This window comes from Mariniflexile sp. AS56 (assembly GCF_030552475.1).
Classification (GTDB): domain Bacteria; phylum Bacteroidota; class Bacteroidia; order Flavobacteriales; family Flavobacteriaceae; genus Mariniflexile.
The window spans coordinates 51,006-73,970 of sequence record NZ_JAUPED010000014.1 but is presented as its reverse complement, the minus strand read 5'-3'; the positions used below and the strand labels follow the sequence as shown (position 1 = coordinate 73,970).

Annotated in this window: 22 protein-coding genes; 10 read left to right on the top strand and 12 right to left on the bottom strand. The window is 33.5% G+C overall.

The features are described from left to right. Positions 1-87 precede the first annotated feature (87 nt). The 7 genes from Q5N74_RS15430 (at position 88) to Q5N74_RS15400 (ending at position 4,041) form a co-directional block, all read left to right on the top strand. A complete protein-coding gene (locus Q5N74_RS15430) occupies positions 88-657 on the top strand; it encodes an RNA polymerase sigma factor (RefSeq protein WP_304389875.1) in 570 nt (189 codons plus the stop codon). 5 nt (positions 658-662) lie between these two features. Further along, a complete protein-coding gene (locus tag Q5N74_RS15425) occupies positions 663-842 on the top strand; it encodes a hypothetical protein (RefSeq protein ID WP_304389874.1) in 180 nt (59 codons plus the stop codon). Between the two features lie 14 nt (positions 843-856). Next, a complete protein-coding gene (locus Q5N74_RS15420) occupies positions 857-1,684 on the top strand; it encodes a hypothetical protein (protein WP_304389872.1) in 828 nt (275 codons plus the stop codon). A gap of 159 nt (positions 1,685-1,843) precedes the next feature. Further along, a complete protein-coding gene (locus Q5N74_RS15415; RefSeq protein ID WP_304389871.1) occupies positions 1,844-2,665 on the top strand; it encodes a DUF2807 domain-containing protein in 822 nt (273 codons plus the stop codon). Positions 2,666-2,682: 17 nt separating this feature from the next. Beyond that, the gene (locus tag Q5N74_RS15410) at positions 2,683-2,886 is read left to right on the top strand and encodes a LapA family protein (protein ID WP_304389870.1); all 204 of its coding nucleotides are present in this window, start codon (positions 2,683-2,685) and stop codon (positions 2,884-2,886) included. Positions 2,887-2,891: 5 nt separating this feature from the next. After that, complete coding sequence (locus tag Q5N74_RS15405; RefSeq protein WP_304389869.1) at positions 2,892-3,332, top strand: hypothetical protein; 441 nt, start codon at positions 2,892-2,894, stop codon at positions 3,330-3,332. A 22-nt stretch (positions 3,333-3,354) separates the two neighbouring features. Further along, a complete protein-coding gene (locus Q5N74_RS15400) occupies positions 3,355-4,041 on the top strand; it encodes a hypothetical protein (protein ID WP_304389868.1) in 687 nt (228 codons plus the stop codon). A 188-nt stretch (positions 4,042-4,229) separates the two neighbouring features. On the opposite strand, the gene Q5N74_RS15395 is transcribed toward Q5N74_RS15400, so the two are convergent. The 7 genes from Q5N74_RS15395 to gcvT form a co-directional block, all read right to left on the bottom strand. After that, the gene (locus Q5N74_RS15395) at positions 4,230-6,824 is read right to left on the bottom strand and encodes a zinc-dependent metalloprotease (RefSeq protein WP_304389866.1); all 2,595 of its coding nucleotides are present in this window, start codon (positions 6,822-6,824) and stop codon (positions 4,230-4,232) included. 164 nt (positions 6,825-6,988) lie between these two features. After that, positions 6,989-7,972 carry a Gfo/Idh/MocA family protein gene (locus Q5N74_RS15390; protein WP_304389865.1) on the bottom strand — a complete coding sequence of 328 codons (984 nt, stop codon included), beginning with the start codon at positions 7,970-7,972 and terminating at the stop codon, positions 6,989-6,991. 66 nt (positions 7,973-8,038) lie between these two features. Continuing rightward, positions 8,039-8,758, bottom strand: coding sequence for a YebC/PmpR family DNA-binding transcriptional regulator (locus tag Q5N74_RS15385; RefSeq protein ID WP_304389863.1), 720 nt, complete (start codon positions 8,756-8,758; stop codon positions 8,039-8,041). Positions 8,759-8,954: 196 nt separating this feature from the next. Further along, positions 8,955-9,251, bottom strand: coding sequence for a 4a-hydroxytetrahydrobiopterin dehydratase (locus Q5N74_RS15380; protein ID WP_304389862.1), 297 nt, complete (start codon positions 9,249-9,251; stop codon positions 8,955-8,957). 192 nt (positions 9,252-9,443) lie between these two features. Continuing rightward, complete coding sequence (locus tag Q5N74_RS15375) at positions 9,444-10,274, bottom strand: sugar nucleotide-binding protein (protein ID WP_304389861.1); 831 nt, start codon at positions 10,272-10,274, stop codon at positions 9,444-9,446. 20 nt (positions 10,275-10,294) lie between these two features. Next, positions 10,295-11,209, bottom strand: a complete 915-nt coding sequence (locus Q5N74_RS15370; protein ID WP_304389859.1) for a glutaminase — start codon at positions 11,207-11,209, stop codon at positions 10,295-10,297. 1 nt (position 11,210) lies between these two features. Further along, positions 11,211-12,293, bottom strand: a complete 1,083-nt coding sequence (gene gcvT, locus Q5N74_RS15365; protein WP_304389858.1) for a glycine cleavage system aminomethyltransferase GcvT — start codon at positions 12,291-12,293, stop codon at positions 11,211-11,213. Between the two features lie 171 nt (positions 12,294-12,464). Between gcvT and Q5N74_RS15360 the strand changes: the two genes are divergently transcribed. Next, positions 12,465-12,779: a Dabb family protein gene (locus tag Q5N74_RS15360; RefSeq protein WP_304389856.1), complete on the top strand. Its 315-nt coding sequence runs from the start codon at positions 12,465-12,467 to the stop codon at positions 12,777-12,779. A 78-nt stretch (positions 12,780-12,857) separates the two neighbouring features. Here Q5N74_RS15360 and thrC read toward each other — a convergent pair whose 3' ends face one another. The 3 genes from thrC to thrA form a co-directional block, all read right to left on the bottom strand. Then, complete coding sequence (thrC, locus tag Q5N74_RS15355; RefSeq protein ID WP_304389855.1) at positions 12,858-14,150, bottom strand: threonine synthase; 1,293 nt, start codon at positions 14,148-14,150, stop codon at positions 12,858-12,860. A gap of 130 nt (positions 14,151-14,280) precedes the next feature. Then, positions 14,281-15,201 (bottom strand): homoserine kinase, encoded by a 921-nt coding sequence (locus Q5N74_RS15350; RefSeq protein ID WP_304389852.1) that lies wholly within the window; start codon positions 15,199-15,201, stop codon positions 14,281-14,283. A gap of 97 nt (positions 15,202-15,298) precedes the next feature. Further along, positions 15,299-17,743: a bifunctional aspartate kinase/homoserine dehydrogenase I gene (gene thrA / locus Q5N74_RS15345; RefSeq protein ID WP_304389851.1), complete on the bottom strand. Its 2,445-nt coding sequence runs from the start codon at positions 17,741-17,743 to the stop codon at positions 15,299-15,301. A 626-nt stretch (positions 17,744-18,369) separates the two neighbouring features. Between thrA and Q5N74_RS15340 the strand changes: the two genes are divergently transcribed. Beyond that, positions 18,370-19,017, top strand: coding sequence for a T9SS type A sorting domain-containing protein (locus Q5N74_RS15340; protein ID WP_304389850.1), 648 nt, complete (start codon positions 18,370-18,372; stop codon positions 19,015-19,017). A 133-nt stretch (positions 19,018-19,150) separates the two neighbouring features. Next, on the top strand, positions 19,151-20,719 hold the full coding sequence (locus tag Q5N74_RS15335; protein ID WP_304389849.1) for an NAD(P)H-hydrate dehydratase: 1,569 nt from the start codon (positions 19,151-19,153) through the stop codon (positions 20,717-20,719). 87 nt (positions 20,720-20,806) lie between these two features. Here the strand turns inward: Q5N74_RS15335 and Q5N74_RS15330 are convergent, their stop codons facing one another. Together Q5N74_RS15330 and Q5N74_RS15325 are read right to left on the bottom strand one after the other, a co-directional pair. Further along, positions 20,807-21,838: a redoxin family protein gene (locus tag Q5N74_RS15330; protein ID WP_304389847.1), complete on the bottom strand. Its 1,032-nt coding sequence runs from the start codon at positions 21,836-21,838 to the stop codon at positions 20,807-20,809. 172 nt (positions 21,839-22,010) lie between these two features. Continuing rightward, positions 22,011-22,961: a serine hydrolase gene (locus tag Q5N74_RS15325; protein WP_304389846.1), complete on the bottom strand. Its 951-nt coding sequence runs from the start codon at positions 22,959-22,961 to the stop codon at positions 22,011-22,013. Positions 22,962-22,965: the final 4 nt, after the last annotated feature.

The window sequence follows — 22,965 nt, the reverse complement described above, 5'->3', positions numbered from 1 at the left end:
GACTAGTTATATTTTGAGTATTATTCAAAATAAAGTGACTTTTTAAAATAACTTCCGTCATAATAGTATAACTAACTTTAAAACACCTTGAAAACGAAAGACGAATTCCGTAATCTAACTGATGAGGAACTTGTAGAAAAAATTATTAAAACAAAAAATGATATTCTATTTGGGATTTTATATGAAAGATATTCCCATTTGGTTTACAACAAATGCTACAGCTTTACTAAAACAAGAGTAGAGGCAGAAGATTTAACACAAGATGTCTTTGTGAAACTTTTTCAGAAACTGTCGTCATTCTCAGGAAAATCTAAATTTTCAACCTGGCTTTATGCATTCACTTATAATATGTGTGTCGATTACGTAAACAAACATGTTTTGAAAAAGGTGAGTACTAATGATATGGATGTTGAAGATTATAGCCCATTACATATTGAAGTAGACGATTCTTCATTATTCCTATTAAAAGAAAAAACACTTAAAAAGGCATTGGAGATTATAGCTCCAGAAGATAAAATGATTCTTTTATTAAAATATCAAGATGATTTTTCAATAAAAAACATTACAACGGTTTTAGAAATTAGTGAAAGTGCCGTGAAAATGAGATTAAAAAGAGCGAAAGCTAGAATTATCGAGGTTTATAACAATATAAGATAGAATTTATGGAAAACCCATTCAAAAAAATAGCGCATCCGCCACAAGAAGTTCCAAAAGAACTCAAAAATAAAGTCATGGCAGATGTTGCTAGAATTAAATTACTAATGGAAATAACCGATTTATTTACATTCAATTACCCGAGTGCAGCGAAAACATTTTTCGAGAAAAATAAAAAGAAGCAATAACTAAATATAAACTAATGGAAACAATTACAAGTATTAAAGAATTAATGGCAGAATCTCTTAACCAAATGGCGGTTAATGTGGCAACTGTTGGACCCAAAATACTATTCGCCATTTTAGTTCTACTTATTGGTTGGATACTCGTTAAAATTATAGCTTACGCCTTAAAACGTGCTTTAAATTTTGCGAAAGTTGATAAATTAACTGAAGTTATAAATGAAAAGAACCTTTTTGGAAAGGCCGATTTAAAGTTTAACGTAACCAACGTGATTGTTGCTTTTATTAAATGGATACTTTATTTAGTTATTCTTATAATAGCTTCAGATGTGATGGATTGGAAAATCGTTTCGGTTGAAATAGGAAACTTATTGCGTTACCTTCCGCGACTTTTTAGTGCCATCGCTTTATTTATGGTAGGCTTGTACATTGCCAATTTTATTAAAAAAGCAATTCAAGGTTTATTTGAATCGTTCGATTTAGCTGGAGATAGAGCCATTAGTTCTTTGGTGTTTTATGTCATTATTGTGACCATCACCATAACAGCATTAAATCAAGCAGGAATTAATACCGATATTATTACAAATAACTTGACCATTATTTTAGGAGCCTTTTTATTAACCATCGCCATTGGCTTTGGCTTCGGGTCTAGAGATGTTATAAAAAGTTTGCTTTATTCGTTTTACTCTAAAAAGAATTTTGAGTTGGGGCAAACCATATCAGTCGATTCTATTACCGGAGAGATTGTGTCAATCGATAATATTTACATGAGCATCAAGGTGGGCGACGATGTTGTAGTTATTCCAATAAACGATTTAATAGACAAACGAGTTACCAAAAAAGGGTGATTTTCACCAAACATAAAAAGTGATAGAAATGGTAAAACCTAAAGGTATATACTACTAATTTCTATAGTTGTAAACGATTATTCGAAACTCCTAAATTTTCCCCTCAAGTTGAGAATAATCGTTTATTTTTTAATGAATTTAAAAACAAAACAAATTAAAATGAGAACACTTATAATAGTACTAGCCGTTTTATTATCCATAACTAGTTATGCTCAAAAAAAGCAAAAAATTAAAGGTAATAGAGAAGTTATAGAAGTATATAATGATTTAACAGCCTTTAATGAAGTAGAAATAGCAGATGATTTGGAAGTGAACATCATGCAAACCCTATCAACAGGGTATCGCTTAAAAGCAGATTCAAACTTAATAAGCACTATTAAATTTGAAGTTGTAGACAGTGTATTGAAAATTTATACTTCAAGTAAAATAACTTCTAGTAAAAGTTTAGAAATATATTTAACTTGTAGAGAGTTAAATAAGATTACACTTAAAAATGATGCTGAACTTATTGGGCAAAACAATATAAACGGAACCGATTTAACCTTGGTGTGTCTTGATGATTCTGAGTTCGAATTAGATGTAAATTCTAGTGTATTCAATTTGCAATTAAACAGCGCGTCAAAAGGGAAATTAAACTTAAAAAGTGTTGCTACAAACATGTCATTAAATGATAATTCTTATTTAAAAGCAAGTCTTTCTATTGATGATTTGGATTTAACTATGAGTAAAAAAGCCGATATGGATATTGAAGGAAATTGTGATAATTTAAATTTAATTACCTCGGGGTCTACAGATGTAAAAGCAAAAAAATTATTAGTAACGAATGCCAAAATAAACGCTTCAAATACATCTGATATTTATGTGTATGCTAGTAAATATTTAAGTCTTTACGCTAAAGGCAGAAGTTATGTATATGTGTATGGAAACCCGGAAATTAATGTAGAGGGTTTAAATGATAAGTCGCAAATTATTAAAAAATAATATTAAAATATATAAAGATGAATTTTAGAACTATTATCGGCGTTTTATTCGCCTTGGTTATTGTTGTTTTTTCAATTCAAAACGCAGAAGTTACAGATGTAAGTTTCTTTATTTGGAAGCTATCTATGTCTAGAGTACTTATTATTTTGGGTAGTTTTGGTATTGGAGTTTTAGTGGGGTATTTATTATCAATAAGACAAAAAATAATTAGTAAAAAATAATAAAGATGGCTAAGATAAAATCTGTTTCACTTAAATCTATTCCTGAGAGCATTCATGTTGGTGATAATGTGAGTGATATTACGATATTAACCAATCTTGAATTTCATCCATTAGACATCAGTTTACAAATGGAATATATGCTCTATTTGTTTGTTTATGATGTGCATGGAAAACCAGATGTTCCTATTATTTTAAGTAATTGGGATGATAGTGTTTTTATGGGCATGCAGCTGGATGGAAAAGACGATTTACTTGGTAGAAAAGTAGTTTCAATTGTTGCAAATTCAAACCCCTTGATAGAAACGCCTATTGCTCTAAAACTTGGAAATTTAAATGACAGCCATTCGTGTTACAAACGTAAATTGGAGGTTTTTGCCACTTTAATTCCAGCGATAGGAAAAGCCTCCAAATGGTCTGAACCTTTTGAAGCGAGTATAGTTTTTTAACTAATAATTAAACCTAAAATGTATGCCAGCACTTTTTAAAGTAGAGCTTATTAAATTTTCAACAATTACCGAATTACCTAATGCTTGGAATCCTGAACATTACAAGGCCTTGCTAGAGTTAATGGATTATGACACTATAAACGATATTCCTTTAGCTGAATTAAAAGAAACATGCTTGATTCTGTTATCTGAAAATGAACCTACAGAAGCCGCTGAAATTGTTCTTAAATATATTTTTAATGAACGTTTAAATTCTGGACAAATAGAAAATTTGTCGAATGAAATGCAAGAGGAAAAGGTTTATGAAGAATACGCCGATTTAGCATTTCATGAAGAACTATTTAATGCCACGCAATTACTGTATGAAACCTATAATGGTAAATTTCCACATCCAGAAGCAGTTCAGTTTAAATTTAAAGTAACAGCAAGTAAAGCTGATGATTTGGTTGTATTTGAATCTCACAGTGAATCGGCATTGCTACGCTTATTAGTGAAAGGGATGCCTGAAAACACTCTTATAAATAGGTTGTACCATGAACAAATAGAGAGTGATGATTTTGAGGAATCTAAAAATATTATTTGGCAACTAAAAAAGGAAGAAACAGAATCGAATAGCATTACATACACGATAATATCTTCGGCATATTGGTTTAAAGATTTGAAATATACAGAAGGTTTTGAAGCTTCAACACATTCTGATGCCGATTAAGATTTGAAGTTTAATTTATATTTTAACAGTATGGCATAAAAATTGTTTTATATTTGTTGTGTTAGGAAATGAAACATAAAGTAAACAATAATTTGTTCCTAAAAAGAAACATGACTAGCTCTTAAAAAATAAAAGCTACTTCTATTTAGAAGTAGCTTTTTTTTTATGGATAAAAGTCTTTAAAGTGATTACTTAATTTCCTTTAAAGCATTGTCTATTAGTGTTCTTAAATGTTGTTTATGTGCAATAGATGCAATATTACCTGATGCACTAGACATGGTTCTAATATTCTTTAAATTATATAAAGCCATAGATTTTGCAGGATTCGAATAACTACTAGCTTGTTTACCGGTTAATATACCAATAAGCATGTTCGTGTACTCTAACTGCAAATTTTGTCTAAATGAATTCACATTAGCATAAATGTCAGCTTTAAAAACAGCATTATTTAAATCTGTCATGAAAGCAGATAGTTTGTATTCGTTGCCATAAAGTTCAGAATCTGTAATACGCTGTAACGTATTATAGTGTAGAATATGGTTCAGAACATTTTTTTGATACGTTAGTACTTGGCTATGAATTTTAGGATCTTCTGGAGTTCTGAAATTAAAACCACGACGTTGCATGGCTAAATAATTAAATAAATCATTCGGTGCATCGAAAGCATCAGGAGCAAAAACATATTTACTTAAAGCTGTCATCGCACGTTTTTGATCTTTTAAGTTCACCGGTGTATAAGGTTGGGTTTCTCCTTCTTGACCCGCCATAGCTCTGTCTACATAAACACCACCAATAAATCTTGAAATAATGTTAGCAGATGTTGCTTTTTGGCCACTTAATAAATAATAAACACGTCTTAATTCTTGGTAAGATTCTCCAGATTTAACGAATTTTGTTTTAACTGTTTTCATTAAATCATTAGATAACTCTATACGATCTATAGACCACGTTATTTGATCGTTTGATTGATCGGAAGTCATAACTCTCGGGTCAATCGCTTTTCCTGGTGAACGCATATCATCTGCATCGTTACCAAAAATATGTTCTGGTTTGGTCGATTCATTCAATAAAGCTTGGTGTTCACTTTCTGAAGCAAAGGGTTTGTAGCCCAGTTGTATAGCCCAAACATCGTAAGGTCCAACTGCTACATCATCATACTGTCCTTGTTTACTTCTATCTCTTGTTACGTTTAGAGCAGCATAATCCATCACCGAGGCCGTTAAACATTTTCCTTCAATAAACTCAGGATCATTTAATTGTGCAGGTGAAAATAATTGACTCGCCTTCATGTTATGGTTTAAACCTAAAGTGTGTCCTACTTCATGCATAATCAACGCTGTCATCGATTCTTTTTTGATACGCTCCATTTCATAATCAGAATTAGCATATGCGGTTGCTGTTGCAGTCGCAAACATAACATCTTCTTGTAACTGGTGGCCTAAAGAGCAGTAAGCATGCGTAGACTCGTTATTTTCTGGAGCTTCAAAAGGAGTATCTAATGATGCTAAGCTATATATTTTATCATAAAAAACACGATTGGTAAAATGTGCAAATTCTAACATAATATCGGCTCCTAAAATTTGTCCTGTTTTAGGATTCACAAAACTCGGACCGTAACCACCAAAAGGAGGTTCAGGAGAAGACGTCCATCTTAAAACATTATAATTTAAATCGCCAGCATCCCAAGTCGCATCATCTGGTTGTACTTTAACTACCATGGCATTTTTAAATCCAGCTTTTTCAAAAGCCACATTCCATTGTAAAACGGCATTGGTAATTGTTTCACGCCATTCTAGTGGTGTTGAGTTTTCAATCCACCAAGTAATAGGTTCTACAGGTTCAGACAAGGCTGCGGCTGGGTCTTTTTTCTTTAAAAACCATCTATGGATAAGATCTTTAAAAGGGATGTTGTCCGTTGTTGTTTTATCATCCACAAGTGTGGTGAAATAACCAACTCTAGGATCATCATATCGTGCTTCGTAATCGTTGTCCGGCATAGCCATTAAACTATGAAATATTTTGATGCTTACATTTCTACCATCGGCTACAGCATTAGAACCGTTATTTAAAACCGAAGGTGATGTATATACATACTCAACTTCTAAGTTGGTATTTTTATCATAATTTTTAATGGAGTTTATTTTTGTTTTTTCCTTATTTAAACTTCCAAGTTTGAATGCGGTTGGAGATTGTCCAGGGTAACTTGGTCTTTTAATTTGAGCTAGAGTTTCACCTAGAAATAAATCGTCTGCTTTTATTAAATAAAGTCCTTTGTCCTTATCCTGTGCAGCGATAGTAATACTTGCGATATTTCCATTACTAATGTTGGCGTCTTTAGATTTTGAAAGCGGATTTTCAGGATCAAAATAAAAAGAAGTGTTTTGAATCACAAATTCTATTTTATCAAAATATTTTTCAACCTTAAAAACTTTCGAGCCCATATAAGAACCTCTATTCATTCTACCAGCATCTAAAATACCATTGGCAATTTGACTGAAATAAATAAACTCTTTATCTATTTGTTTGTCTGAAATAATCATTTGTAAAGACCCTGTAATAGTATCCTGGTAAATAGGGAATAAGCCTTCAATTTTCTTACTAGATTTTACTAGTTCAGCAATTGTTTTGTCCTTTTTTGCAGGCGGCGTAGTGGCTTCAGTGGTGTCTCCCTTTTTGTTTTTCTTTTTCTTTTTTTGAGCCTCCATATTGGAAGATAGTAGAAGGGTAAATACTGTCAATACGAGACAGATGTAACGGGTTACATAGAGTTTGTTTTGTTTCATAGTACATTTTAGTGATGCTAACAGAACGTTAACTTTTAATTATTTTTTGAATTAGTCGAGCTAAAAATACTATAAAACTATTTATTTTATCTTATAAGAATGTTAAAACACACTATAAATGTGCCAGTTAAATGAACTTATTAATATGAAAGGGGTATTAAAAATTATAAGCTACCAAGAATTTTATCCATAACCCAATTCGCATGAAGCGCTGATTGTCCTGTTGAAGGATGTGTAAAATTTTTGTGTATTAGCATATCACGCATACCTTCAACATGGTGCATTTGAATATGTTTTGGGTTGTCAATAAAGAGCGATTCACATTTGGTTTTGCTTTCTAAAACAACAGCGTTCTCATGAAATATAGAAAACTTTATATGGCCTTCACTACCATAAATAGTCACACTATCTAAGGAATCTTGGCAATCAAAATTCCAAGCGCCAGACCCTGTGATATTATTTTCATGAAGCCAGCAAGCCGTAATAGCATCTTTTGAAGTGTAGTTTTTTTGTTGATTTAGACTGATACCATGAGCTTCTTTAATGTCGCCTAAAAGGAAATTAAACAAATCGAAGCCATGACTTGCTAAATCATCAAAATAACCAGCAGGTGCTATTTTAGAATCGGTACGCCAGTTGTATGTTCCAGATGTATCTAAACTGCTAGCTGGTTTACTAAAGTGCCAATTTATGTGTCTAACTTCACCAATATAATTATAAGATAACCATTCTTTAATTTTTAAAAACCGAGGTAAAGAGCGTCGATAATAAGCAACAAATAATGGAATGTCCTTATCTTTAAATGTATTGTAGATATCTAAACTTTCAGCATAATTTGGCGTCATTGGTTTTTCTATGCAGCAAATTTTACCTGCTTCAGCGACCTTTAAAGCGTAGAATTTATGAGTATCTGGTGGTGTTGCAATATAAACAGCATCTACATTGGCATCATTAATTAAATCATCAGCTTTAGTATAAACCGTTTTAACACCATGCCTTTTCGCATAATCTTGTGCTTTTTCTGCATCGCGTCGCATCACGGCTACCAATTCAAAACCTTCTGTTAATTTATAAGGAGGGCCACTTTTAACTTCAGTAACGTTTCCGCAACCAATAATACCCCATTTAATGGTGTTCTTACTTTCCATAATATGCTATGTTAACCAAAAAAAAGAGCGTTTTCGGCGCTCTTTTTTTTATATATAATAAAATGTTTAATCTTCAGTTTCTTCCATGGTGTGATATACGTTTTGCACATCATCATCATCATCTAGTTTTTCTAGAAGTTTTTCAACATCTGCCGCTTGCTCTGGTGTTAGCTTTTTTGTAACCTGAGGGATACGTTCAAAACCAGAAGATAATATTTCAATACCTTTTTCTTCTAAAGCAGCTTGAATAGCACCAAAACTTTCAAAAGGGGCGTAGATTAAAATACCGTCTTCATCGTCAAAAACTTCCTCGGCACCGTAGTCTATAAATTCTAATTCTACTTCTTCAGCATCTAAACCTTCGGCGTTGATTCTGAAGTTACAGGTATGGTCGAACATAAATACTACCGAACCAGAAGTACCTAAACTACCATCACATTTGTTAAAATAACTACGTACATTGGCAACAGTTCTGGTATTATTATCGGTGGCGGTTTCCACTAAAACAGCAATACCATGAGGGGCATAGCCTTCAAAAATAACCTCTTTATAATCGCCTTGACCTTTTTCACTTGCTTTTTTAATGGCACGTTCCACATTGTCTTTAGGCATGTTTACAGACTTTGCATTTTGCATCACGGCTCTTAATCGCGCGTTACTTGCTGGGTCTGGACCGCCTTCTTTAACGGCCATTACAATGTCTTTTCCAATGCGTGTAAATGCCTTACTCATAGCAGACCAACGCTTCATTTTTCGTGCTTTTCTAAATTCAAAAGCTCTTCCCATAGTGATGTTATTTATGCTATTCCTTGTTAAAAGGAATGGATTTATTATTAGTTTCTAAGCGCCGTTTTAGATTGCTCTTAAACGCACCTTTTATTTTGCTAGGCAAATTTAAAAAAATATGCGAATTGAAATAACAGTTATGAATTTTTATAATTCAATAGATTGTAAACTGTTACTGCAATTTGGTTACTCTGTTTTAATCTTCGTCGTCTGGCTCTACAATAGCTTCAATGGCTTTTGCGAGTTTGAAATCTTTTTCGGTAACGCCATGAGCCGAATGTGTTGTTAAAGAGATATTAAGCACGTTGTAAACGTTAGACCAATCTGGATGGTGATTGAGTGCTTCACATTCGAAAGCGATTCTACTCATAGCACTAAAGCAGTCTTTGAAATTTTCGAATTCAAATTCGGCATGAAGGGCATCATCATAATAATCCCATTCTGGTAAGTTTAATAATTTTTTTTCTATGTCTTCGGCAGAAAGTTTGCTCATAATATTATTTTTTATGTTGATGGTAAATTTACTAATTTCAAAATGAAAACCATTTGGTAATTCATTTATTTTAGGTTTAAACGGCTTTGGCAAATAGGCCCGCGTTAGGGGTTGTACTGGAAAGCCCACAGCGACGTAGGAGCGAGGACTTGTAAGGGAAAACCCGACCCGACAGGGGAACGCCCAAATAGCTTAAATTTCAAATTCGGTTAGTACGTCTTGACTTTGTATTTGAAGGTTTTTTGGTAGTAAATTGTACTTAGGTAAAACAGCCAAATACCTGTCGTCGTTGGTAGTATACACTTGCTTATAAACGGCTTTTTTTAGATTTAGGGTGTTGGTGAGTTCTTTTATAAACTCGTCGTGGTGTACTAAATCTGTGCTGCCTAAGTGAAATACACCCGATTTGTTTCGGTTAATAATATAATGTATTTGCAGTGTTACTTTACTATCTGTTGTTACATTCATTATTAAATTGGGAAATACTTCAATAGGGATGTTTTCGCTTATATTTTGTATGATTTCTTGAATTCTAGGAGATTGTTTCCCGAAAACCATGGGCAGCCTTAAAATGGCCACTTGGTTTTTTGGAAGACGTAACAACATATTTTCAATTTTTATTTTGAAATGCCCGTAGATGCTGTCGCTTAATGTTTTGTCTAATTCGTAACTGGGGTATTTACTATAGGCGTCGAAAACATTGGCCGATGATAAAAAGATGATTTTTAATTTTTTTGTAAATACATATTCAGCTACATGTTTATGGGCTATAAATTGGGTTGCAAAATCGCCACGAAGGGCGGAAATTATAATGGTTGGCTTTACAACGTCAAGTATTTCATAAACATCATCTTCCTCAAAATTATATTGGAAAAATTGATGATTTTTTTCCCACTGGCTATTACTGGTTGCGTAGGTTCCATAGGTTTTAAAGTAGGGGCAGAGTTCTCTATAAATGGCATGACCTAAAAAGCCACTGACACCTAAAATTAAAATGCGATGCTTCCCTTCTTTTTTTAACATGAGTACAGTGCGTGGTTATCTTAAAAAATGGATAGTTTGGTTTTGGTCGTAAATTGCTCGAGTGCCAGCATACCTAATTTGGAGTTTCCTTTTTTGTTAAGTCCGGGAGACCAGGTGGTAATTACATAATTATCTGGCAATAAGGCTACAATGCCGCCACCAACACCACTTTTACCAGGTAAACCCACCTCGAAGGCAAATTCGCCTGCTTCATCATAAAACCCACAAGTAAGCATAATAGCGTTAATACGTTTGGCTTGAGTTTTTGTTAAATGTGCTGTGTTTGTTAAACAATAGCCTTTGTTGGCCAAAAAGAAAAAGGCATTTGATACCTGAGCACAAGTCATTTCTAACGAACATTGATGGAAATAAAACTCTAAAACGGCATCTACAGGATTCGTTAAATTCTTGAAAGATTTTAAAAGATTAGCAGCTGCGAAATTTTTATAACCTGTATTTTTTTCAGATTGAGCGACTTCTAAGTTGTAATTTATATTGGTGTCACCGGTAAGTTCTCTAACATAATTTAAAAAATCTTCTTTCGGATTTTTTAAATGGGTTAAAAGAATATCTGCAATAACGATAGCTCCTGAATTAATTAAAGGGTTTCTAGGAATACCATTTTCTAATTCTAATAAAGCGAGTTGATTAAAAGGGTGTCCCGAAGGTTCCACATCTACACGTTCCCAAACAGATTCGCCAATTAAAGCCATGGCTTTAGATAAAGCTAAAACTTTAGAAATACTTTGTATTGAAAACGGGGTGTTGAAATCGCCAACACCATATTCAATACCATCTATGGTTTTTAAATGGATCCCAAAATTATTTTTATCGATATGTGCTAATTCTGGGATGTATGAAGCGACTGTGCCTTTATCTATTGCATTTATACCATCGGTATAAATCTCTTCCAAAATAGCTTTATAGTTTTGCATATTAACCTTTGTAAAACGGTAGTTTTATAACCGTTGCAGGTATCGCGTTTTTACGTATTTGAATGTAGATTTTACTGCCAACGGAAGTAAAAACAGTAGGAACATAACCCAAACCAATACCTTTACCAACACTTGGAGACATGGTGCCTGATGTTACAACACCTATTTTGTTTCCGTTGCCATCTACAATATCATAGTCGTGACGTGGAATACCGCGTTCATCAAGTTCAAAAGCGACCAATTTACGTTCTGGACCTTGTTCTTTTTCCTTTTTTAATGCTTCGGAATTTGTAAAGTCTTTTGAGAACTTAGTAATCCATCCCAAACCTGCTTCAATAGGCGAGGTGCTGTCGTTAATATCGTTTCCGTAAAGGCAATATCCCATTTCTAAACGCAGGGTATCACGAGCAGCTAAACCAATTGGTTTGATGCCAAAATCTTTTCCAGCTTCAAATACTTGGTCCCAAACTTGTTTAACCTCACTGTTTTTGCAATAAATTTCAAAACCTCCACTACCTGTGTAACCAGTTGCCGAAATAATAACATTTTCAATGCCCGCAAAATCGCCGACAACAAAATTGTAAAAATTAATGGCAGACAAATCGTGACTGGTTAAACTTTGCATGGCTTCAACCGCTTTAGGCCCTTGAATAGCCAATAAGGAATACTCTTCACTTAAATCGCGCATGGTAGCACCCATGGTGTTTTTAGACGATATCCAGTTCCAATCTTTCTCAATATTACCAGCGTTTACTACCAGTAAATAGGTTTGATCTTTAATTTGGTATATAATTAAATCGTCGACTATACCACCAGTTTCATTTGGCATGCAGCTATACTGTGCCTTACCAATAGTTAATTTGGTAGCATCGTTACTTGATATTTTTTGAATAAGCTCTAATGCATGTTCTCCTTCAATTAAAAATTCACCCATGTGCGATACGTCAAAAACACCAAGGGCTTTCCTAACGGTTTCGTGTTCTGCAGTGACACCTTCGTATTGTACGGGCATGTTAAAACCTGCAAAAGGCACTAATTTTGCACCAAGGGCTTCGTGAGTTTTTGTTAAGGCTGTGTTTTTCATATTAGAGTTTTACTAAAAAATACGGTTTTATTATGATGATTAATCAACAAAGCTACATAAAATCAAAAGATTCTTAATAAAAAAGTATGGTTAAATTTTTCGATTCAAATGAACTCTATTTCTAAATGTGTATGTTTCAATTCTTTTATATTTTAGTAAAAAAAATGAACTATGGGACCACTTGTACATCACGTCTTTTTTTGGTTGAAAAACCCGAAATCAGAAACAGATAAAAAACAACTTATTGAAGGGATTAAAACCTTAAAATCGATACCTGAAGTTGAAGATATTCATGTAGGAATACCCGCTTCAACTGAAAAACGAGATGTTGTGGATAACAGTTTTTCAGTAACAGAGATGCTTACCTTTCTAAGTGAAGCTGACGAGGCTATATATCAAGCACATCCCATTCATCTAAAATTTGTAGAAAACAACCAACATTTGTGGGATAAAGTGTTGGTTTATGATAGTAAGAGTATTATTTAAGTGCTATAAAATGAAAGCTTATTAAACTAAAAATGCCATGAAATTTCATGGCATTTTTTATATTTAGTTTGGTGTTTTTTATTGTAATAAATAGCTTTTTAAATCGTCGTAAGTTGAAATCACTACAGATTCTTTTTCTCTTCCCATAACCGATTGAATTTGCTCCGGTAACGGTTGCTCTTCTTTTATAACAGCTTCTACAACATCCAAAAACTTAGTTGGATGTGCGGTTTCTAAAAACACACAATGTGCGTTTGCGTTTTCTTTTAAATAGGCCTTACAACCTAAATAACCAACAGCTCCGTGTGGATCGGCTACGTATTTGTAGTTTTCAAATATTTCTAGCATAGCCGCTTTTGTTTCTTCATCTGAAAAACTATAAGATGAAAGGTTTTCTTTTAGACTACTGAAATTGTTTTTATAGATTTCTTGAATACGAATGAAGTTACTTGGCGCTCCTACATCCATCGCATTACTTATTGTTTGCACGGATGGTTTTGGTTCGTATAACTCAGATACTAAATAACGAGTTACCACATTATTAGCATTATTTGAAGCAACGAAATGGCTAATAGGTAAACCTAATTTCTGTGCCATCATACCGGCGCAAACATTACCGAAATTTCCGCTTGGTACTGAAAAAACGATCTCTTTGTGTTCTTTATGTAATTGTTTGTAAGCAAACATGAAATAAAACAATTGCGGTAACCAACGCGCTACGTTTATAGAGTTTGCAGAAGTTAATTGCATGTTGTTGGTTAGGGATTCATCTAAAAACGCTGTTTTAACCATATCCTGACAATCATCGAAGGTGCCATTTACTTCCAAGGCTTTTATATTTTGCCCAAGCGTCGTTAATTGCATTTCTTGAATATCACTTACTTTTCCGCTAGGGTAAAGAATAACGACGTTTACGCCCTTAACACCTAAGAAGCCATTAGCTACGGCGCCACCCGTATCACCAGAAGTTGCCACTAAAACAGTTACCTCTCTATCATTGTCTTGGTTAAAATAGCCTAAACAACGTGCCATAAACCGCGCGCCTACATCTTTAAACGCCATGGTTGGTCCGTGAAATAACTCTAAAGTAGAAATAGAATCGTTTAATTTTACAACAGGAAAATCGAATGATAAAGTTTCTTCAACAATAGTTTTTAATATGGCTTCAGGAATTTCTGGAGACACGAATTGTTTAATCGCTTCAAAAGCAATTTCCGAATATGATAAATTATCAATGTTATCAAAAAAGGTTTTAGGAAGTGGTGTTATCGATTCAGGGAAATACAAACCTTTATCAGGTGCAAGCCCTTTTATAACGGCATTTTTAAAAGTCGAATTTGGTGCTTTATGGTTGAGTGAGTAGTAGTTCATGATTCTCTTATTCCTGCCTAAACAGGAAGCTGTTTGTTAGTAATTATATTTTAATTCAATGTTTTCTTTGAAGAGATTGCTTCAGTCGTGCCTCTTTCGCAATGACATCATTCTTCATCAGTCTCCTAGCTTAAATTATCTTAACGCCTTCAGTATTAATTTTGGATATATGAATATCAAACGCTATTCCTGTTTTGGAGTAAACATCATTCATGCTATCTGCCACTTTTTTAGCAGATTCAATACCTTTACTTAAAGTAAATATTGAAGGGCCTGACCCTGAGATACCACCACCCAAAGCTCCTGCTTTTAAGGCTGCGGTTTTCACATCGTTATAATGAGGAATCAACTGGCTTCTAAAAGGCTCTACAATCACATCGTGTAGCGATTTTTGAATCAAACTATAATCACTTGTATGTAAGGCGTGAATTAAACTCCCGAAATTAGCCCACTGCGTTATGGCATTGGTTAGTGATACTTCTTTAGGAAGTATGGCTCTGGCCTCCGATGTTTTTACTTCTATTTGAGGATGGATGATTGTGGCGAACAAATCATCTGGAGATGGAATTTCCAAAATCTCTAATGGTGTCATACTTTTAACTAAGGTAAAACCACCAAACAAGGCAGGCGCTAAATTATCAGCATGCTCACATTTACTCGCTAAAGCTTCCCCTTTAACTGCAAATTCAGTTAGTTGAGTTTTTGTATAAGGACTTCCTAAAAGTTCATTCATCCCAAAAACACTACCAACGGCACTCGCGGCACTGCTTCCAATACCGCTACCAGGTTTTATATTTTTGTAGATTTCAATTTCAAATCCGCAATCTGGTTTAGCAGCTTCGTACATCGCTAAAGCGGAAACCCCTGCAACATTCAATTCGGCTTCATATGGCAAATCGAATCCTTCAATTTTAGTAATGTAAATTCCTTTTTTATCGATTTTTCTAATCACCATTTCATCACCAACACTGTCTAAGCAAAAACCTAAAACATCAAAACCACAAGCCACATTGGCCACAGTTGCTGGTGAAAATAATTTAATTTCGTTCATTTCGTTCATTTAATAGTTCTCGATTGCGCTCGAACTGGCAATAGTCATGTTTAGTTTGTAAAAACTAAGATTCCTTTTATTATTAATTATTTATTGATTAATCGTTTCCAACTCTAATAATATCAGCAAATAAACCAGAAGCAGTTACTTCTGCACCAGCACCAGCACCTTTAATAATCATAGGTTGTTCTGGGTAGCGTTGCGTGTAAAACATAACGATATTATCTTTTCCTTGTAGGTTATAAAACGGGTGGTCGCTTGGTATTTCCTGTAAACTCACGTTTGCTTTACCATCATTAAATTGAGCCACATATTTTAATTGGCAGTCTTTCGCTTTCGCGGAAGCATATAAACCTTGGTAATGTGCTTCGTCTTTAATAAGTGTTTGATAAAAATCGTCTACCGAGTCACTTTTCATTCCAGAATCTGATAAGAATGGTGTGTTTTCAATATCCTCTAAATTCATTTCAACACCGCTTTCTCTAGCAAGAATTAGTATTTTTCTGGCTACATCGACACCACTTAAATCGATTCTTGGGTCTGGTTCTGTGTAACCTTCTGCAGCAGCTTGTTTTACAACATCGTAAAATTTAGTTGTATCATTGAAATTATTAAACACGAAATTTAAACTTCCAGATAATACTGCATGGATCGATGTGATTTTATCACCCGAAGCTATTAAATTGTTTAAAGTGTCTATAATTGGCAACCCAGCACCCACATTCGTTTCGAATAGGTAAGGCGCATTGTATTTTAACGATAATCGTTTTAATAAGGTGTAGTTTTCATAATCGCTAGAACATGCAATTTTGTTACAAGCGACTACACCAATACTTTGTCGTAAATATTTTTCATATAAACCAGCAACTTCTTTGTTTGCAGTGACATCTACAAAAATACTGTTGCGAAGGTTTAAAGCTTTTGTGTTTTCAAAAAAGCCGTCTAAAGTCGCTTGCTCACCATTTTCTAATTGTTCTTTCCAATTAGTTAGATCGATACCATCTTCACTAAAAATCATTTTTCTAGAATTGGATAATCCCGCAATTCGTAAGTTGATTTTTAAGTTTTCTTTTAGGTATTTACGTTGTTGTTTTATTTGTTCAACTAATTTTTCTCCCACATTTCCAACACCAGTAATAAAAATATTAAGTTGTTTTGTTTTGGTTTCAAAAAATTGTTCGTGCAGTGTGTTCAACGCTTTTTTAACATCGCTTTGTAAAATAACAGCTGAAATATTTTTCTCTGAAGCCCCTTGAGCAATGGCTCTAATATTAATGTTGTTTTTCCCTAAAGTACTAAACATTTTACCGCTAATACCTTGGTGATTTTTCATGTTATCACCCACTAAAGCGATAATAGACAAGTCTTTTTCAACTATAATAGGATCAATTTTATGTAAAGCAATTTCATTTTCGAAGGCAGCATCGATAGCTGTTTGAGCTAATTCAGCATCATTTTCATCAATACCTAAACAAATAGAATGCTCTGAAGAGGCTTGCGTAATTAAAATGATGTTTATTTTTTCCTGTGAAAGTGTTTCAAACAAACGTTTAGAAAAACCAGGAATACCAATCATACCACTTCCTTGAAGCGTTAGTAAAGCAATATTTCCAATGTTACTAATGCCTTTTACAGGTGAAGAAGAAAAAGTTTCTTCGTTAGAGATAACCGTTCCTGCAGCTTCTGGTTCTAAAGTATTTTTAATGTGAATAGGGATATTCAAATCTAAAACGGGTTGCACCGTTGGTGGATACAATACTTTAGCGCCGAAATGCGATAATTCCATCGCTTCTTGATAGGATATTTTATCGATAGGGTAGGCTTGTTTAACCAATTTTGGGTTGGTAGTGTACATACCACTTACATCGGTCCAAATTTCCAACTGTTCAACCTTTAAGGCGGCAGCAACAATGGCGGCTGTAAAGTCAGATCCTCCACGACCTAAAGTGGTTTGTTCTCCTATTTTAGATCTAGAGATAAAACCAGGAAGCACGGTAATTTGTTGACTTGCTGAATTAAAATACGATTGAATATTTTTATTTGTTATAGCATAATCTACTTCCGCTTTTGTGAAATTAGAATTAGTAACTATCAAATCTTGTGAGTTTTTACTATCGGCAGATAACTCACGGTTTTTCATGGTTTCAGCAATAATATAAGATGATAATAGTTCACCAAAACTCACTAATTTATCAGAAGTTTTTGGAGACAGTTCATTTATTAAAAAGATACCGTCTAACAAACTTTTAAGGGCATTTAGTTTATCATCAATAAAAGGGATGATGGATGAGCTCTTTCCTAGATTAAGTTCATTAACCACGTTAAAATGGATATCCTTAATTAAATTAAAGGTTTCAATATAGGTAGTGTCTTTATTTTGAGCTTGTTTTCCCGCTAAAAGTAATTTATCTGTAATACCGCCAACTGCCGATACAACACATACTACTTTATCCTTTTCAGCATAATTCTCTAAAATGCTAATAACATTATTTATGTTTTTTGAAGAACCTACAGAAGTTCCTCCAAATTTTAAAACTTTCATGTGTTTTTATTTATTTTTTTGTCAGTCACATGTTATTTCCATATAATTTTTTCTTTTGATTTCGAAACCTCAATATGGAAGGTGCATGTTTTATTGAATTGATGATTTAAATAAAATATTAAAGATGTTGTGATTATAAAAACCACAAAGATAACCCGAAGAATATATAATTAGCAACCCCAAAGGGTTGTAATAATTGTAGTTGTACCAAAAATAAACGTGGTTTCTTTTGTTGAAAAAGAAACAGTTGTATTTGTATTTTGGCTTAAATGATTCATTATATCTATAATAATAGAATTCAAAAATATCACATTTAAACTTATAAAAAAATTAAAAATCCTTTTTTACGTTATTCTTATATTCATACAAGTTTCGTTTAAGAAAAACGACTATTTAAAATATGTATTGAAAAATCTATAATAATTTAGAAGGGGTTTTAAAGTGTACCTTTATGCCTCATTTGGTTTTGTGAATGCGTAACACTGAAATTAGTGTTCACTTTTAACAATATTTGTTAAATTATATCGTTTAAAATCATATTTACATGATTAAATGTGTTAGAAAATAAAGGTTTTCGCATATTTGTACCGGTAATTAATATAAGTCTCTTCAAAACCTCATCCCAAATGCTCTCAAAAAGAAAATGTACTTTACTGTGCTTGTTGTTCGTTGTGTTTATGCACGCTCAAGACAGTCCAAAATTAGCCCAAGAGATTGCAACTACCTCAAAAAATGAAGCGCCCAACATTAGTGGTTCAGCAGTATTAAACCATACTTTAGATACGATTGATTTGATGGGAGAAATCGCAGACACCAAAGATGCGGTAATTTTAGAAAGTGGATTCGTTTTTAGTACTTCTGAAACCCTACCTACTGTTTTAGATACTAAGATAATTACAGAATCAATAGGCGGGTCTTTCACCCATAAATTAGTAGATTTAACAGCTAATTCCATGTATTACATTCGGTCTTTCACCATCACAGATGGTGGTGTATTTTATGGAAACTTAAGCACGATAGACACGAGTACGCAATCGAATATTGATGTTAGTTTAAAAACGAGAATTAAAACATACCCCAATCCTTCAACTAGTTATATTAGTTTATCAGGGTTGATGGATACCAAAAACTATATTATTTACAGTATGACAGGGAAAGAATTGGCAAGAGGCACAGTGTCTTACAATAATAAAATTGATGTCCGCTTTTTGGAAAACGGCATGTATCTTTTAAAGTTAGACGATCTTGATATAATAAAATTTATTAAAGAGTAAGAAATTGCTTTTCAAAAAACGCTTGTAAATCCTTAGCTATTTTAGTTAAGTTTTTTTTCATTATATAAACTTCTGTTTGATTTAAAATTTAAAAATGCGTAATATTAGTGTTGATTAAAAATACAATCTACACATGAAAATTTTCTCAAAAGAACAAATTTACCAAGGAGATGCTCTCACTGTTTCGCGTCAAAATATATCTTCAACCGACTTAATGGAACGTGCCGGTGCACAAATTTTCAATTGGATGCATGTGCGTTTACAAGGTGCGCAAGTGCCTATTCATGTGTTTTGCGGCATCGGGAATAATGGAGGGGATGGTTTGGTTTTGTCGAGACATTTAATTTTAGATGGTTACAATGTTAAAACCTATGTTGTAAATTGTAGCGACAAACGATCTAAAGATTTTTTAATTAATTATGATAGAATCAAGAACGTTACGAAACAATGGCCAACGCTTTTAAGTTGTGAAGAAGATTTTCCGGAAATTAACCCTGAAGATATTATTGTTGATGCCATTTTTGGAATTGGACTGAATAGACCCGTAGATGCATGGGTAAAAGGCTTATTTATTCATTTTAAAAAATCGAAAGCTTTCACCTTATCGATTGATATTCCTTCAGGCTTGCAAACAGACAGTGTTCCTAAAGATGAAGATGCTGTGGTTTGGGCTGGTTACACTTTAAGTTTTGTAACACCCAAATTGGTGTTCTTTTTACCTGATACAGCAAAATACACAGTGCAATGGGAAGTTTTAGATATTGGTTTAGATCCCGAGTTTTTATCTGCAACGGAAACCCAAGTGGAACTAATAGGGAAACATGAAATGTTGCCCATTTATAAACCTAGAGATAAATTTTCGCATAAAGGCGAATTTGGACATTGCTTAATTATTGGTGGTAGTTATGGTAAAATAGGAGCCGTTACTTTAGCGAGTAGAGCGGCTTTAAGTTCGGGGGCAGGTTTGGTTACGGCCTATGTTCCTAAATGCGGCTATATACCTTTGCAGAGCGCATTTCCAGAAGCTATGGTGCTCACAGATGTAAACGATGAAAAAACAACAAATATTAGTTTCAAAATAAAACCAACGGTTATTGCTTTTGGAGTAGGAGCGGGCACAGATAAAGAAACAGTTGAAGCTTTTGAAGCCTTTTTAAAAATGAATAAAACCCCACTGGTTATAGATGCCGATGGTATTAATATTTTGGGAAAGAATAAGACGTTTTTAAAATTACTGCCAGAACAAACCATTTTAACGCCACACCCTAAAGAATTAGAGCGTTTACTAGGAAAATGGACAGATGACTTTGATAAAATAAATAAAGCGAAAGCCTTCTCTAAAAAGCACAACTTAATTGTTATAATTAAAGGCGCTCATAGTATAACGGTATTTCAAGAGAAGTTATATGTGAATTCAACAGGAAATCCTGGTTTAGCAACTGCAGGAAGTGGCGATGTATTAACGGGTATCATAACAGGTTTAATAGCGCAAGGCTATAGTGCTCTCGATGCTAGTGTTTTTGGCGTTTATTTACATGGGAAATCGGGAGATATAGCCATTGAAGATTATGGTTATCAAAGTTTGATTTCTAGTCATGTTATCGAATTTCTTGGAGAAGCGTATAAAGATCTATTTAAACAACCAGAGCAACCGCCTGTACAGCCAGAGGAAACGGTTGAAAATAAGAAGCAGAAAAAGTAGAATTAAAAAAGCCACGAACACACAATTCTATTAGTGTATTCGTGGCTTAATTTTAACCTCGCAAGGCTATGTTTTATATTAAGTAGTCTAAATATTTAATGAAGTAAATAATTCTGTTAAACTTGGGTCTGATGGTCTTGGAGCATCTGGTGTTACCACATTCCCATTTGGGTCTATTAAAATAAACCTAGGAATCCCTTTTACTTTGTAATCTACCACAAACTGCGATTGCCATCCGTTTGGAGCAAAAAGTTGAATCCCACCTAAGTTTTTGTCGGCAATCATAGCCTTCCAATCGGCACGTGCTTTATCCCAAGAATTACCATGACTTCTATCATCATCAATAGATAAGCTCACAAATTGAATGTTTTTTCCGTGATATTGTTTTTCTAAGGCTTTTAATGAGGGTATTTCTACTTTACATGGTCCACACCAAGTAGCCCAAACATCCACATACACATATTTTCCTTTTAAATCTGATAAAGATGTTTTACCACCTTTATAGTTTTCATAATCTTTAAAAGTTGGTGATGGCGATCCTTTTGCTAACTCTGTTTTTAAGGCAATAGATTCAGATATATAGCCTTTATAGTAATTCAACATCGGGTCTATATTTTTAGATAATCCATTAATTATAGAACTATCAATATCTTTATTGGCATTATAAAACTCCGTTAAACTCGTTTTTATTTCATTGAATTTAGCATCCAAACCAGTCATATCCAAATTACTTAAAGCATCAATATCTAAAAGTTTTTCTTGCATTAAACTATTTTTAGCCAAAAAACTACTGTGTTCTGAACCTAAGCCTGTGTATTTTACAGACTCATCAAACTCTTTAGTATCGACAGTAATGTTAATATCGAAACCATTTTTAAGAAATAGGTTGGTAGATTCACTACCATCATAAAAATTATAAACACCCGCTGCCACTTTTAATGTATCGCTAAAAGTACCATCTGTATTCACTTTAATTGTTTTTGAAAACGTGCGTGATCTCACAACAACCGAGTCACTACTCTTGTCTGTTATTTTTCCAGATAATGTAACATAATCTTTAGGTTCTTCTTTACAAGCAATTAATGCAATAGCAGCTGTTAGTAATAGTAGTTTTTTCATGTGTTTGTTTAATTTTTGAAACTCAAAAGTAAATATTTAATATTTTTTAGGTGGTAATTTTGATTAACATTAACATTTATTGGTTATGTTTTTACTGGGTTGCGTGTTTGTTTGCTTACATTGATAAATGTAAAACTAATAATTTTTAATGTACATTGTTGTGCGTTCGTTTTTATTCTCTTTTGTCTATTCCATCTTTGCCCCAATAATCATAAAAAAGTCTACCAATTTCTGCTGAAAATTCAAATCCTGCATTCGTCGAATTAAGCGGTTTTGAATCATCTACATTTATACATTTTAGTCCGATAACATATTCACTTTTAGATGTTTTGATATAAGCAACATCTCCTCGATAACCTGGCGTAAATCCTGCTTTGCCGTATAATTCAATACCAGCGTATATTGGTTTGTATTTTCCGAATGCTTTCATAGTTGTCACTTCTTCAACAAATGGACTCCAAGGCAAATGACGAGCAAGTCCATTATCCTCATAATGTTTTAGCATAATGCTTTTGCATAAATCAGCTGCTTTTTTCGAATAGCCATATTTTTCTGGTCGTGCTAATATTTGAGCTGCAGTTGCCAATGACTTTGCTGAAGTTGAAATCCAATCTCCTTTAAAAACTTCGCCTTTTACTTCGGTATCATTAATACCAATTTTTTTCAAAAATTTATCGACAGCTTCTATCCCTCCAACTTCCCTCAATAATATATTAGTTGCAACATTATCAGAAATAGACATCATTAAGTATGCAACAAAGGATAGTGAAACTTGGTTTCCTAGTATTTCGAAACGCAACACACCGGAACCTAAAACTTTATCTTCTTCTGTTAGTGTTATTCGGCTGGTAGGGTCTAAAGTGCCGCTAATAACTTGTTCAGCATAAGTAAGTAAAATGTAAAGTTTTGCTTCACTTGCAGCATTATGAATACTACTTGCTTCAATATCTATGACTTGTCCAGTTGTAAGATTTTCTGCGTATAAATGAGCATTGCCGTCGAAGTTTTTAATCAATTCATTTAATTGACTTTCAAGGCTAAGATTCTCTTTAATTTTAGTATTACAAGATAGAAGTAATATAAATAAAGCTAGTATTGATATTCTAAATGGTTTAATTTTCATCAAT

What these genes read in the sequence shown, in the direction of transcription:
- Q5N74_RS15425 (WP_304389874.1), top strand. Translation starts at nt 663, where the DNA reads ATGGAAAACCCATTCAAAAAAATAGCGCATCCGCCACAAGAAGTTCCA.
- Q5N74_RS15420 (WP_304389872.1), top strand. Translation starts at nt 857, where the DNA reads ATGGAAACAATTACAAGTATTAAAGAATTAATGGCAGAATCTCTTAAC.
- Q5N74_RS15415 (WP_304389871.1), top strand. Translation starts at nt 1,844, where the DNA reads ATGAGAACACTTATAATAGTACTAGCCGTTTTATTATCCATAACTAGT.
- Q5N74_RS15410 (WP_304389870.1), top strand. Translation starts at nt 2,683, where the DNA reads ATGAATTTTAGAACTATTATCGGCGTTTTATTCGCCTTGGTTATTGTT.
- Q5N74_RS15405 (WP_304389869.1), top strand. Translation starts at nt 2,892, where the DNA reads ATGGCTAAGATAAAATCTGTTTCACTTAAATCTATTCCTGAGAGCATT.
- Q5N74_RS15400 (WP_304389868.1), top strand. Translation starts at nt 3,355, where the DNA reads ATGCCAGCACTTTTTAAAGTAGAGCTTATTAAATTTTCAACAATTACC.
- Q5N74_RS15395 (WP_304389866.1), bottom strand. Translation starts at nt 6,824, where the DNA reads ATGAAACAAAACAAACTCTATGTAACCCGTTACATCTGTCTCGTATTG.
- Q5N74_RS15390 (WP_304389865.1), bottom strand. Translation starts at nt 7,972, where the DNA reads ATGGAAAGTAAGAACACCATTAAATGGGGTATTATTGGTTGCGGAAAC.
- Q5N74_RS15385 (WP_304389863.1), bottom strand. Translation starts at nt 8,758, where the DNA reads ATGGGAAGAGCTTTTGAATTTAGAAAAGCACGAAAAATGAAGCGTTGG.
- Q5N74_RS15380 (WP_304389862.1), bottom strand. Translation starts at nt 9,251, where the DNA reads ATGAGCAAACTTTCTGCCGAAGACATAGAAAAAAAATTATTAAACTTA.
- Q5N74_RS15375 (WP_304389861.1), bottom strand. Translation starts at nt 10,274, where the DNA reads ATGTTAAAAAAAGAAGGGAAGCATCGCATTTTAATTTTAGGTGTCAGT.
- Q5N74_RS15370 (WP_304389859.1), bottom strand. Translation starts at nt 11,209, where the DNA reads ATGCAAAACTATAAAGCTATTTTGGAAGAGATTTATACCGATGGTATA.
- gcvT (WP_304389858.1), bottom strand. Translation starts at nt 12,293, where the DNA reads ATGAAAAACACAGCCTTAACAAAAACTCACGAAGCCCTTGGTGCAAAA.
- Q5N74_RS15360 (WP_304389856.1), top strand. Translation starts at nt 12,465, where the DNA reads ATGGGACCACTTGTACATCACGTCTTTTTTTGGTTGAAAAACCCGAAA.
- thrC (WP_304389855.1), bottom strand. Translation starts at nt 14,150, where the DNA reads ATGAACTACTACTCACTCAACCATAAAGCACCAAATTCGACTTTTAAA.
- Q5N74_RS15350 (WP_304389852.1), bottom strand. Translation starts at nt 15,201, where the DNA reads ATGAACGAAATTAAATTATTTTCACCAGCAACTGTGGCCAATGTGGCT.
- thrA (WP_304389851.1), bottom strand. Translation starts at nt 17,743, where the DNA reads ATGAAAGTTTTAAAATTTGGAGGAACTTCTGTAGGTTCTTCAAAAAAC.
- Q5N74_RS15340 (WP_304389850.1), top strand. Translation starts at nt 18,370, where the DNA reads ATGCTCTCAAAAAGAAAATGTACTTTACTGTGCTTGTTGTTCGTTGTG.
- Q5N74_RS15335 (WP_304389849.1), top strand. Translation starts at nt 19,151, where the DNA reads ATGAAAATTTTCTCAAAAGAACAAATTTACCAAGGAGATGCTCTCACT.
- Q5N74_RS15330 (WP_304389847.1), bottom strand. Translation starts at nt 21,838, where the DNA reads ATGAAAAAACTACTATTACTAACAGCTGCTATTGCATTAATTGCTTGT.
- Q5N74_RS15325 (WP_304389846.1), bottom strand. Translation starts at nt 22,961, where the DNA reads ATGAAAATTAAACCATTTAGAATATCAATACTAGCTTTATTTATATTA.